9 protein-coding genes are annotated in these 12,540 nt (G+C 73.2%); 2 read left to right on the top strand and 7 right to left on the bottom strand.

Annotation, left to right across the window (positions count from 1 at the left end; all coding sequences use genetic code 11):
* The first annotated feature begins 166 nt into the window (after positions 1 to 166).
* Positions 167 to 3,625: an ATP-binding protein gene (locus tag KY661_RS25625; protein ID WP_225412722.1), complete on the top strand. Its 3,459-nt coding sequence runs from the start codon at positions 167 to 169 to the stop codon at positions 3,623 to 3,625.
* Between the two features lie 11 nt (positions 3,626 to 3,636).
* Complete coding sequence (locus tag KY661_RS25630; RefSeq protein ID WP_225412723.1) at positions 3,637 to 4,542, top strand: vWA domain-containing protein; 906 nt, start codon at positions 3,637 to 3,639, stop codon at positions 4,540 to 4,542.
* A 43-nt stretch (positions 4,543 to 4,585) separates the two neighbouring features.
* Here KY661_RS25630 and KY661_RS25635 read toward each other — a convergent pair whose 3' ends face one another.
* Genes KY661_RS25635 through KY661_RS25665 form a run of 7 tightly spaced genes read right to left on the bottom strand, consistent with a single transcriptional unit; the run spans position 4,586 to position 12,518 of the window.
* On the bottom strand, positions 4,586 to 8,143 hold the full coding sequence (locus tag KY661_RS25635) for a serine/threonine-protein kinase (RefSeq protein ID WP_225412724.1): 3,558 nt from the start codon (positions 8,141 to 8,143) through the stop codon (positions 4,586 to 4,588).
* Between the two features lie 60 nt (positions 8,144 to 8,203).
* The gene (locus KY661_RS25640; RefSeq protein WP_225412725.1) at positions 8,204 to 8,578 is read right to left on the bottom strand and encodes a response regulator; all 375 of its coding nucleotides are present in this window, start codon (positions 8,576 to 8,578) and stop codon (positions 8,204 to 8,206) included.
* A gap of 19 nt (positions 8,579 to 8,597) precedes the next feature.
* Positions 8,598 to 9,293 carry an ATP-binding protein gene (locus KY661_RS25645; protein WP_225412726.1) on the bottom strand — a complete coding sequence of 232 codons (696 nt, stop codon included), beginning with the start codon at positions 9,291 to 9,293 and terminating at the stop codon, positions 8,598 to 8,600.
* Between the two features lies 1 nt (position 9,294).
* Complete coding sequence (locus KY661_RS25650; RefSeq protein WP_225412727.1) at positions 9,295 to 10,029, bottom strand: response regulator; 735 nt, start codon at positions 10,027 to 10,029, stop codon at positions 9,295 to 9,297.
* Between the two features lie 11 nt (positions 10,030 to 10,040).
* Entirely contained in the window at positions 10,041 to 11,456 is a 1,416-nt protein-coding gene (locus KY661_RS25655) for a sensor histidine kinase (protein ID WP_225412728.1), read from the bottom strand.
* A complete protein-coding gene (locus KY661_RS25660) occupies positions 11,453 to 12,085 on the bottom strand; it encodes a thioredoxin domain-containing protein (protein WP_225412729.1) in 633 nt (210 codons plus the stop codon). Before KY661_RS25660 ends, KY661_RS25655 begins: the two co-directional genes overlap by 4 nt.
* 1 nt (position 12,086) lies before the next feature.
* Complete coding sequence (locus tag KY661_RS25665; protein ID WP_075011416.1) at positions 12,087 to 12,518, bottom strand: response regulator; 432 nt, start codon at positions 12,516 to 12,518, stop codon at positions 12,087 to 12,089.
* Positions 12,519 to 12,540: the final 22 nt, after the last annotated feature.

Raw genomic sequence — 12,540 nt, forward strand, 5'->3', positions numbered from 1 at the left:
CATCCGCGGGCCTCAATGTTGGGACGCCGCCCCGGTCAGGCCACCAGGGCCGTCCGCCGTACCGGACGGCAGCCAGGCAGGCCGCGTCCAGGCCCGGCGCCTTGCCTGCCCAGAAACCTTCCAGCCTGTGTTGATGGGGGAGTGGCCGCTCCACTAAGAGCGTTCCATGCCCGTGCAGCAACCGCCTCCCTCGCTCGGCCCAGAGACCCATCCCCTGCGAGGAGGCGGGGAATGCGGCGCGCGGATGCGGCAGGTGGACTGGTCGAAGACGGCCATCGGCCCCGTGGAGCAGTGGCCCCAGTCGCTGCGCACCGCGGTGGGCATCCTGCTCAACTCCAACTACCCGCTCTACATCGCGTGGGGCCCGAAGTACGTGCAGCTCTACAACGACGCCTACCGGCCCGTGTGTGGCGCCACGAAGCACCCGGCCGCCCTGGGCCAGGAGGCGAAGGTCACCTGGCCCGAGGTGTGGGGCATGCTCGCCCCCGGCTTCGACAAGATCATGGCCACGGGGGAGGCCAACTGGGTCGAGAACCTCATGATGCCGCTGGACCGCAACGGCTTCCTGGAGGAGTGCTACTTCACCTACAGCCACAGCCCCATCCTGGATGAGACCGGCGGCGTGGGCGGCATCTTCGCGGCCCTCACGGAGACCACCGCGCAGGTGCTCGACGCGCGGCGGCTGCGCACCCTCAATGACTTGAGCACGGGCACCACCGACATGAAGTCCGCCTCGGCCGCGTGCGAGGCGGCCGCGCGCATCCTGGCGCAGAACCCCCACGACGTGCCCTTCGCCCTGCTCTACCTCGCCACGGACGAGGGCCGCGCGGTGCGCCTGGCCGGCGCCGCGGGGCTCGAGGCGGGCAGCGCGCTCGCGCCCCTCGCCATCCGCTTGCAGGGCGAGGACCTGTGGCGCCTCCAGGAGGTGATGCGCACCGGGCAGGGCGTCCGCCTGGAGCGGCTCCCCGGGCACCTGGGCGCGTTGCCGGGGGGCCCCTGGCCGGAGCCCGCCACGCAAGGGCTCGTCCTTCCGCTCACGCTCGCCGGGCACACCCAGCCCTCCGGCGCCGTCATCCTGGGCGCCAGCCCCCGCTGCGCGATGGAGGGCAAGTACGAGAGCTTCCTGCGGCTCGTGGGCGCGCAGGCCGCCACCGCCGTGCAGAGCGCCCGCGCCTTCGAGGAGGAGAAGCGGCGCGCGGAGGCCCTGGCGCGGTTGGACCAGGCGAAGACGGCCTTCTTCAGCAACATCTCCCACGAGTTCCGCACGCCCCTGACGCTCATGCTCGGGCCCGTGGAGGATGGCCTCCAGGACACCGAGCAACCCCTCCCCCCGCACCAGCGCGAGCGCCAGGAGACGGTCCACCGCAATGGCCTGCGGCTGCTCAAGCTCGTCAACACGCTGCTCGACTTCAGCCGCATCGAGGCGGGCCGCGTGCAGGCGCGCTACCAGCCCACGGACCTGAGCGCCTTCACGGCGGAGCTGGCCAGCGCCTTCCGCTCGCTGGTGGAGAAGGCGGGCCTTGCCTTCACGGTGGACTGTCCCCCGCTGGAGGCCCCGGTCCACGTGGACCGGGAGATGTACGAGAAGATCGTCCTCAACCTGCTGTCCAACGCCTTCAAGTTCACCTTCGAGGGCGGCATCCGGGTGTCCCTGAAAGCCGAGGCGGACCGCGCGGTGCTCACCGTGGCCGACACGGGCACGGGCATCCCCGAGGCGGAGCTGCCCCACGTGTTCGAGCGCTTCCACCGCGTCGAGGGCGCGCGGGGCCGCAGCTACGAGGGCAGCGGCATCGGCCTGGCGCTCATCCAGGAGCTGGTCCGCCTCCACGGGGGCACCCTCGGCGTGGAGAGCACGCCCGGCCAGGGCAGCCGCTTCACGGTGGCGCTGCCGCTGGGCACCGCGCACCTGTCCTTCGGACAGTTGCTGGACGCGGGCATCCCCGCCACCCCAGGGCGGGGCGTGGTGCCCTTCGTGGAGGAGGCGGCGCACTGGACGGAGACGGCGCCCGCCGCGTTGCCAGTGGAGACGGGCCCGGCGCCCACCGCTCCGGTCCCCCCGCACGCCGAGGCGCCCGCGCACGTGCTGCTCGCGGACGACAACGCGGACATCCGCGAGTACGTGCGGCGGCTGCTCACCGGCCGGGGCTGGACGGTGGAGGCGGTGCCGGACGGCGAGGCCGCGCTCGCCTCCGCGCTGGCGCGCCCGCCGGACCTGGTGCTGACGGACATGATGATGCCGCGCCTGGATGGCTTCGGGCTGATGCGGGCGCTCAAGGGCCACGAGACGACTCGCCACGTGCCGGTCATCGTCCTGTCGGCCCGCGCCGGCGAAGAGGCCACCGTGGAGGGCATGGAGCAGGGGGCGGACGACTACCTGGCCAAGCCCTTCTCCGCCAAGGAGCTGCTGTCCCGCGTGGCCGCGCGGCTGGAGCTCTCCCGCGCCCGCCGGCGCAGCGAGGCCCTCGCCGAGGAGCTGAAGCTCGCCGACCAGCGCAAGGACGAGTTCCTGGCCATGCTCGCCCACGAGCTGCGCAACCCCCTGGCCGCCATCAGCCTGGCGCTGTCCATGCTCGACCGCATGGACGGCGATGCCGCCAAGGTGGCCAAGCACCGGGACATGGCCAAGCGGCAGATCAGCAACCTGGTGCGCCTGGTGGACGACTTGCTGGACGTCTCGCGCATCACCCGGGGCAAGCTGGACTTGCGCAAGGAGGACGTGGACCTCGCCGTCCTCCTGCAGAACGCCCTGTCCGTGACGCGGCCCTTCATCGACTCGCGCGGGCACACGCTGTCGGTGACGCGCGCGCCCGGCGTGTTCCGGCTGCACGCGGACGCCACGCGGCTGGAGCAGGTGGTGGTGAACCTGCTGACCAACGCGGCGAAGTACACCGAGCCGGGCGGCAGCATCTCCGTCCGCCTGTCGCGGGAAGGGCCGGAGGGGGCCGGGCAGGCCGTGCTGCGCGTGAAGGACACCGGCCGGGGCATCCCCCGGGACATGCTCGGCAAGGTGTTCGAGCTCTTCGTCCAGGTGGCGCCCACCATCGACCGGAGCACCGGGGGGCTGGGCCTGGGCCTCACGCTCGTCAAACGCCTGGTCGAGATGCACGGCGGCACCGTGGAGGTGTTCAGCGAGGGCGCGGACCGGGGCAGCGAGTTCACGGTGCGCTTCCCGCTGCTGGCGCCCGCCCCGGCGCGGGTGGGGGCTGCGCCGGTGGCCACACCTGCCGGCGCCCCGTTCCACAGGCGGCGCATCCTCGTGGTGGAGGACTCGGCGGACATCCGCGAGAGCATGACCGAGGTGCTGGAGGACCTGGGCCACGAGGTGGCCACCGCGAAGACGGGGCCGGAGGGCGTGGAGCAGCTCCTCGCCCTGCGCCCCGACGTGGCCCTCATCGACGTGGGGCTGCCCGGCATCGACGGCTACGAGGTGGCCCGGCGGGCCCGCGCGGCGCCCGGCGGGGAGCGCCTCTACCTGGTGGCGCTCACCGGCTACGGGGGGCCCGAGGCCAAGGCCCAGGCGGAGCGCGCGGGCTTCAACTTGCACCTCACCAAGCCGGTGAGCATCGACGAGCTTCCCCAGGTGGTGTGCCCCCCGGGGCTGACGGACGCCCCGTCCCCGGACTAGCCTGCCGGCGCATGGGATACGGCAGCTACAGCTACGAAGCGCACCAGGCTCTCACCCAGGCCCGCAAGGACCTGCCCGCGCAGCAGGTGTTCCGCCAACGGGAGTGCCACCCGAAGATGAACCCCAAGGGGGTGAAGCTGCGCGAGAGCCGCGACAGCGCGGAGCATCCGAACTCGCTGGCCATCGTGTTCGCGCTCGATGTGTCGGGCTCCATGGGGGAAATCCCCGACCTGCTGGCGCGCAAGCACCTGCCCTCGTTCATGAAGACACTGCTGGAGGCCGGCGTGGCCGACCCCCAGGTGATGTTCATGGCCATCGGCAACGCCTTCGCGGACCAGGCGCCGCTCCAGGTGGGCCAGTTCGAGTCCTCCGAGAAGCAGATGGACCAGTGGCTCACCCACATGTACCTGGAGGGCGGCGGGGGCGGCCTCGGCGAGACGTACGAGCTGGCGCTGTACTTCGCCGCCGAGCACACCGCGCTCGACTGCCTGGAGAAGCGCCAGAAGAAGGGCTACCTCTTCATCACCGGCGATGAGCCCGCGTTCGAGACCGCCTCCCGCGAGCACATCCAGAGCATCATCGGGGACAGCGTGCCGGAGGATCTGCCCCTGGTGCAGATCCTTCAGCGCGTGGAGCAGTCCTACGAGGTGTTCTTCCTCCTCCCGGACCGGAACCGGCGGACGTACTCGCCGTTCTGGTTCCAGTACCTGGGCGATCGCGCCATCTGCATGGAGACCCCGGAGGACACCTGCCTCGTGGCCGCCGGCATCGTGGCCTTGCGCGAAAGGGTGACGCCCAACCTGGAGGCCCTGGCGGACCGGCTCCGCCAGCAGAAGCTCCCCGACGATCGCATCCAGGGCATCGTCAACACCCTGCGCCCGTGGGCCCGGCGGCTTCCGGGCGCCGCGAAGCGCTGAGCCTGCCGCGCCCGCATATAATGATGCGGGCGAGAGGGGCCGCTCAGGGCTTCCCGGGCTCCACGGGCCGCACCACCGTCTCGTCGTCGAAGTCCCCCGCCTCCCCCAGCGGGGCGCTGGCACTGGCGGCCTGGGCCTTCTCGCGGCTCAGGCGCCAGAACGCCTGGGGCGTCAGCGGCGCCTCGCCCGGCCCCGGCACCACGCGCGGCCAGAAGCCGGACTCCGTGAACCCCAGCCGCTCCACCAGGAGCCGCCGCTCCTCGGCCAGCGGCGCCGCGCCCCCGGTGTCTCCCAGCGCCTCCAGCGCCTCCGCGTAGCGCTGGAGCGCCAGCACGAGGCCGCTGAGGTTCCCCGCCGCCCGGAGCCGCGCCACCGCCTCGTCCCCGAGCGCCCGCACCCGCTCCACCGCGCCGCCCTCCAGCGCCTCCAGGTGGGCCAGGCCCATGAGGCACAGCGCCGCGGCGTGCTCGTCCTGCGCGCCGTCGTTCGCCAGGGCCAGCCCCTGCGTGTAGGCGCGCCGGGCGTCCGCGGACCGGCCCGCGACGAACTCCACGTCTCCCAGGAAGGCGTGCGCGCAGGGCTGGCCGTAGCGGACCTCCTGCCGCCGCATCACCTCGAGCGCCTGGTGAATCAGGTGCCGGGCCCGGCCGAGCTGCCCCACGTGGAACTGCTGCCGGCCGGCGTAGAGCCTCGCCACGCACTGGTACACGCCGGTGATGGCGTTGGCCTCGATGTAGGCCAGCATCTCCGTGGTGCGCTTCACCCCCTCGTCCCAGCGGCACTCCGCCTCGGCGACGATGGCCGCGTAGAAGAGCGAGGCGGCCATGCGCACGGGGTTGCCCAGCCGCAGCGCCATGCGCGAGGCCGCGGCCACGCTCTCGCGCGCCTGGCGCGAGAGCCCCATGTGCGCCCGCGCGATGGCGAGCAGCCCCTCCGAGTGCGCCTGCTCCACGGTCTCGCCCAGCTCCGCCGCCAGCGCCACCGCCTCGGCCAGCACGGGCTCCGCCTGGCCGAACCTCCCTGTGCTGCACAGCGCCCGGCCCACGATGTGCTTCGCCACGCAGAGCGCCGCCCGGGGCGCGTCCTCCACCGGCGAGGCCAGGCACCGGTGGCTGAGCGCCAGCGCGCGGGCGAAGTCCCCTTGCGCGTAGTACACCCGCGCGTACGCGCTGTTCAGCAGGAGCGTCTGCGCCGGGGTGAGGCCGGGCAGCGTCCCGCAGTGCTCCAGGAACTGGAGCAGCTCGGCGCCCTGTCCCAGCAGGCAGCCCACCCGGACGCGCTCGCACAGGGCCTTCACCAGCAGCGCATCCCGCGCGGGGGTGCCCGGCAGCGTGAGGAGCAGCGCGTACGCCTTGCGCAGGTGCTGGCTGGCGGCGATGGGCTCCAGGAGCCGCTCCGCCTCCAGCCCTGCCTCCACGTAGGCGCTGGCCGCCCGCATCGTCTCCCCGGCCTTCTCCCAGTGCGGCCCCAGCGTCGCGGGAGGCGCATGGCGAAGCCGCAGCCGCTCGCCGATGCGCCGGTGGATGTCCGCGGCGTCCTCCCAGGCCTCGTGCGCCGCGAGCCGCTCGCGCACCGCGTCGCTCGCGAACGTGCACGCATCGCCCGAGCTGGCGCACAGCCGGTGCGCCTCCGCCGCGGCGAGCGCCTCGCGCACCTCCCCGGGCGTGAACAGCCCCAGCGCCGCCAGGTCCGAGCCGAGGAAGCGCCGGCCCATGAGCGCCGCCACCCGCAGCACCCGCAGCACGGGCTCCTCCAGCGTCCGCCCCATCACCGTGGAGACGGCCTCCGGCAGCCGGTACTCGGTGCGCAGACGCTCGGACAGGCGCAGGCGCCCCTCCGCGTCCCGCGACAGGTACCCCCCGTGCTGCAAGTCCTGGAGGATGCGCACGCTGGCCAGCGGGTTGCCGGTGGCCAGGAACGGCACCCACTGCATCAGCGTGCGCACCTGGCCCGGCGCCGCGCCGCCCACGAGCGTCGTCAGGAGCCGCTCGTTCTCCTCGGGGCTCAGCGGGTGGAGCGTCAGCATCCGCAGCGCGCCCCGGCTCGCCAGGGGCGGCGGGGGGCGCGCCGTGCACAGGAGCAGCACGCCCGGCGGCGGCGCCGCGGTCAGCCGGGAGAGCACCGCCAGGGTGCCCTCGTCCGGCCAGTGCACATCCTCCAGCGCCAGCACCAGCGGGTGCACCGCGCCCACCGCGGCGAGCAGGTGCGCCAGGGCCCGGCCCACGCGCTCCGGCTCCAGCCCCTGCACCAGCGCGCCCCCGCCGCCCGGCCCCTCCTGGCCGGGGAGCAGCCGGGACAGCTCCGGCACCAGCCGCCGCAGCTCCTGCGCCTCGCCCGCGAGCACCCCGCCCGCGGCGCCCCGCACGCGCGCGCCCAGCTCGCCGCGCAGGCCCATCATCCGCTCCACCAGTTGCCCCAGCGCCTCGCGCAGCGGGGAGTAGGGCACCAGCTCCCCGAGCTGGCGGCAGCGGCCGGAGCCCACCAGCGGCCAGAGGCCCCCGTCCGGGCGCAGCAGCACCTCGGACAGGAGCCGGCTCTTGCCCAGCCCCGCCTCGCCCACCAGCATGAGCGCCCGGCCCTGGTGCGCGGCGGTGGCCTCCAGCGCCTCCTGGAGCAGCGCTCGCTCGCGCTGGCGCCCCACGAAGGGCACCTCCTGCGCCAGGTGCGCCGGCACCGGCGAGGGCACGGGCTCCCGGTGCCGCACCCGCCCGTTGAGCAAGTCGAAGTACACGGCCTGCAGCCGGATGGCCAGGCGCGCCGCGCCGCCGAAGCGCTGCTCCGGCCCGGGCTCCAAGAGCGAGCGCACCAGCGCCGCCACCGCCGGGGGCACCCGGGGGCAAACCTCTTCCAAGGGCGTCATCGCGCCTGCGCGCTTGAGCCGGGCCAGCTCCGCGTACGGCTTGCCGCCGGGAAACGGCGAGCGCAGCGCGAGCATCTCGTAGAGCAGCGTGCCCAGCGCGTACAGGTCCACCTTCTCGCTGAAGCGGTCCTCCGCGCCGAAGAAGCACTCGGGGGCCAGGTACGAGAGCGTGCCCGCCACGGGGCCGCCCTGCGGCGAGAGGAACCCGCCGGACAGCCGCGCCAGGCCGAAGTCCAGCACCTTCACCTGGGGCTCCACCGCGTCGGTGATGATGATGTTGGCGGGCTTGAGGTCCAGGTGCAGCACCTTGGCCTCGTGGCACCAGGCGAGCGCCTCGGCGATGCGGCGCGCGAGCTGGAGCGCCTCCAGCGCCTCCAGGGGCCCGCGCCGCTGGAGGTACTGGCCCAGCACCTCGCCCGGCACCAGCTCCATCACCAGGTACAGCCGCCCATCCTCCAGGAAGCCGTAGCCGAGCACCTCCACCAGGGCGGGGTGGCGCAGGCGCGTGAGCGCCTCGATTTCATTCTGCTGCCAGACGAGCTCCTGCGCGGTGATGGAGCGCGCCGAGTGCTTGCTGACCTTGATGGCCACGGGATTCTGGGCGGCGTCGCGCGCCCGGTGCACCACGCCGAAGCCGCCAGCGCTCAGCACGTCCTCGATGACGTAGCCGCCCACCGTGCTCCCGGGCACCAGCGCGGCGGGGACGCCCGGGGCGTCCTTGTCCAGGACAGGGGGAACCATCGTCTCGGCGAGGCCTCAGAATGCCAGGGAATGCCCCGGGGAGCACCCCCACCGGGGCGCTCACCGGGGGGCGGGGGACAGCAGGCGGCACAGGCACGCCAGCAGCTCGTCGAAGTGCGTGCCCTTCTGGAAGACGGCATCCACCGCGTGGCACAGCGCCTCTTCGTTCAGCCACCCGGTGACGAGCACCAGCTTGGCGCCGGGCAGTTTGCCGCGCACCAGCGGAATGAGGCTGCGCCCATCCCCATCCCCCAGCCGCGAGTCCAGCAGCACGGCGTCATACCGCGGCGCGTCGTTGAGCAGCCGGGCGGCCCGCGCGCACGAGTCGGCGGTGACGACGGTGAAGCCCTCGTCCTCCAGCAACATCGTGAGGGTCATCCGGTTGCCCGGGTCATCTTCCACCAGCAGCAGCCGGCGGCACATCCCCGGAGTCATGACGTCATGCCCATCGCCCTCAGGGCCCTCCCAGCGGAAAGTGCACCCGGACGCGGGTGCCGGAGGGCTCGCCGGGCAGCACTTCCACCCAGCCCTGGCTGCGCAGGGCCAGCCGCTGGACGATGCACAGCCCCACGCCGGCATGGCCGGGCTTGGTCGTCATGAAGGGCTCGAACACCTGGGCCTGGTGCTCCGGGGGAATGCCCCCGCCGGTGTCGCTCACCTCCAGGGTGACGCGCCCGTCCTCTTCCCACGTGCGCACGCTCAGCGCGCCGCCCCCGGGCAGGGCCTCCAGGGCGTTCTCCAGCAGGCACCGGGTGAGCAGCGCCAGGTCCTCCGCGTCCGCCTCCACGGGCGTCTGGTCCGCGCACGAGCGCTCGGTGCGCACGCTCACCGGCACCCGCACCTGGGTGAAGGCCCCGTCCACCGCCTCGCGCAGCAGCGTGCGCCCCGGGGGCCCCTCGCCCGCGGGCGGGCCCCGGCGCGAGAGCAGCTCCTCGGCGGAGGCCAGCTCCCGGTCGATGAGCTGGAAGAAGGCCTCCACGCGTGGATCCGCCGTCCACAGCTCCGTCTTCTGGGCCTTGCGCATGAGGTAGTAGGAGGCGTTGCGGATGCTGGAGAAGCGGTTGCGCAGGTTGTGGCGCAGCACGGAGGTGACGACCTCGGCCACCACCGCGCGCTCATGGCCCCGCAGCGCTTGCGTGTGCTCGTCCACGTCAGCTCCTTCCCCACGGCCGGCCGCGGGTCCGCGCGATGGCCTGGGCCAGCTCGCGCACGGAGATGGGCTTGCGCATGCAGGCCACGTCTCCGAGCGCGGCCACCTCCCGCATCATCTGTGGCACATCGTGTCCCGAGACGGCGATGACGCCCATGTCCAGGCCCGTGCCGCGCACCTTCTCCACCATCTCCGCGCCCGTCATGCCCGGCATCACCAGGTCCACCACGCAGACATCGAAGCGCCCCGAGCGCACGCGCTCCAGCGCCGCGTCCCCGTCATAGACGGCCTGCGCGCTCACCCCGCACAGGCGCAAGCCCTCCACGGTGGCCTCGGCCACCTCCTCTGTGTCATCCACCACCAGCACCCCGGGGGCCCGCGCCGCGCGCCGCAGCGTGCCCAGGAGGTGCTCCACATCGAAGGGCTTGGGCAGCACGGTGAAGGCGCCCTCGGCGAGCGCGTCGTTGATCAAACTCTCCTGGGCGAAGGCCGTCATCAGCACCACGGGCAGCCCGGGGTGCTCGCGCCGCAGGTGGCGGTGCAGCTCCACGCCATGCAGCCCGGGCATGCGGATGTCCGTGAGCACCACGTCCACGGGCCGCGCGCGCACCACGCGCAAGGCCTCCTCGCCGCTGGAGGCCTCCAGCACCTCGTGCCCCTCCAGCTCCAGGTTGGCCGCCAGCGTGATTCGCAGGGACTCCTCGTCGTCCACCACCAGGATGCTCGCCGCGCTCACGTCCGTCCCCCTCAAGCGGCCTGGGCCGCCACCACCGGCAGCTGGATGATGAACTCGCTGCCCTGCCCCCGCTCGCTCGCCACGTGCAGGCTGCCCCCGTGCCGCTCCACCCGGCTGGCGACGATGGCCAGCCCCAGCCCCGTGCCCTTGGCCTTGGTGGTGAACAGCGGCTCGAAGATGTGGGGCAACACGTTGGCCGGAATGCCCTCGCCGTTGTCCACCACGCGCACGAACAGCGTGCCGCCCTCCCCGCCCTCGGCGCGGACCACCACCTGCCCGGGACGGTCCGCCGGAATGGACTCCACCGCGTTCTGCACCAGGTTGATGAGCACCTGGCGGAACTGCTCCCGGTCCAGCATCGGCACGGGCAACTGCTCGGGAACCTGATTGAGGACGCGCACGGACTCCCGGGGAGGTACCACACCCACGGCCTCCTCCACCAATGGCTTCAAGGGGCAGGGCTGGAGGCTCAGCGGGCGCTCGCGCGCGAAGTCCAGCAGGTCCGAGATGATGCGCGCGCAGTTGCCCAGCTCCCGGTCCATCAACCCCAGGAGCTGCGGCACGCGCGCATCGCCCACCGCCTGCTCGGGCTTGGCCAGGCGCTTGGCCAGGTAGGAGTGCGCGTTGCGCACGGCGGCCAGGGGGTTGCGCAGCTCGTGGCCCACGCTGGCGGCCAGTTGCCCCACGGCGGCCAGCTTGCCCACCCGCACGGCCTGCTCCTGCGCGGCGCACAGCTCCTGGAGCGCCCGGTCCAGCGCGAGCGACTTCTCGTGCTCGCGCTCCGTGGCCAGCTCCGCGGCCGCCTGGCGCCCGGCGCTCTGCCACAGCTCCCGCTGCCCGCCCACGCACGAGCGGATGAGCACCAGGTCGATGAAGGCCACCCACACCGAGTGCTCCAGGAAGCGCCACTCCTGGGGGTTGACCGCGCCGTAGATGGACTCGGGCCAGAACAGGCCGCGCAGCAGGTGGTCCACCACCACCACGCCCGTGGCGCTCATGAGCACGGGCCAGTCCCGGTAGAAGGCCAGGAAGGCCAGCGAGCCGAAGATGTGGAAGTGCGTCTCGATGCGGCCCCCGGTCAGGTGGATGAGCAGCGAGGACCAGAGCAGCTGGGAGACGGCCACCACGTGCCGGGTGAGCACCGTGCCCGGGCGCAGCCACACCAGGCAGATGGGAAACGCGCTGAGCGCCCCGCCGAGGAACACCGCCGCGTACACGTGCACGTGCAGCTCTCGCGCGCGCCCTGCCCACCCGTACGGCGAGACGAAGAGCGCCAGCGCGATGGCCACCACCCACTGCCCGGCCATCAGGCCCGCGAAGAGCCGGTCCACCCACCGCCACACCTCTTGCTGGTGCTGGGTGAAGAGCCGGTGGGTGCGCTCCTCCAGCCGCGGCTCCGCCGTGGGCACTGCCTGAACGGCACTCATGGCGTGGAGCCTCCGGCGACGAGCGGCGCGGCATCCTCCAGGGCACAGCCGTAGACGGGGTGCCGCGCCCGGCCCTCCTCCGCGCGGAGCAGCGCCTCGACCGCGGCCCGGCCGGAGTTGTGGCCCTCGTGGCCCCGCGAGCCGGTGATGCCGCCGCTGAAGCGCAGGCGCCCCGCCTCATCGAAGAGCACCACGTGGCCCGAGGTGGTGGCCCCAAAGCGCTGGGCCTCCACGCCCCCTGCGTCCTTGTGCACGGTGACGCCGGGAATGGCCGCGGCGCGCTGCCACAGCGCGCCCTCCTCCCACCCGGCCTCCGCGCGCTCGGGGCGCAGGAAGAGCACGTGCGCGTCCGCGCGCCCGCCCGCGTGCGCCATCACCGCCTCCAGCTCCGTGAGGCTCGCGCGGGTACACGGGCACATCGGGTGCGCCAGCATCACCAGCAGGAAACGGCCCGGCGCGGCGCGCAGCGCGCTGTCCGGGGGCAGGCGCGCGGGCGGCTCGGCCACGGGGCCCGCGGTGTTCGAGTAGCGCGCCAGCGCCGTCATCCCGCCCAGCACCGCCCCGCACCACACCACGCCCAGCACGGCGAGCACCCACCGCGGGCGCGCCGGGGGCCTTCCCTTCTCCATCTCACAGCACCCGCTTCCAGGCGCCCAGCTCGCTCGACAGCGAGCTCATCATCCGCTTGAGCCGCGAGGACTCCGCCGCGCGGTGAATCAAGTCCACGAGCTGCGAGGGCTGGTAGGGCTTGATGAGCAGGTAGTAGAGCCCCTGCGCATCATACTTGTCGCGCTTCTCCAGGTACTCGCGGTGGCCGGTGACGAGCACGCCCGACAGGTGCGGCTGGGCGGCGGTGGCCTCGCGCAACAGCTGGATGCCGTTGCGGCCCGGCATGTTGAAGTCCGTGCACAGCACGTCGAACGTGTGCTGCGAGAGCAGCTTCATCGCCGCGTCCGCGTTCGTGGCCGTCATCACCCGGAAATCCTCGGAGAGAATGGCGGCCGCGGTGACGAGGACCGGGTACTCGTCATCCACCACCAGGACATTGAGCCGCTCGTTCATGGGTTTTCAGCGCCTTGTGTCT

Source organism: Allostigmatella hybrida (assembly GCF_020103775.1).
Taxonomy (GTDB): Bacteria; Myxococcota; Myxococcia; order Myxococcales; family Myxococcaceae; genus Hyalangium; species Hyalangium aurantiaca.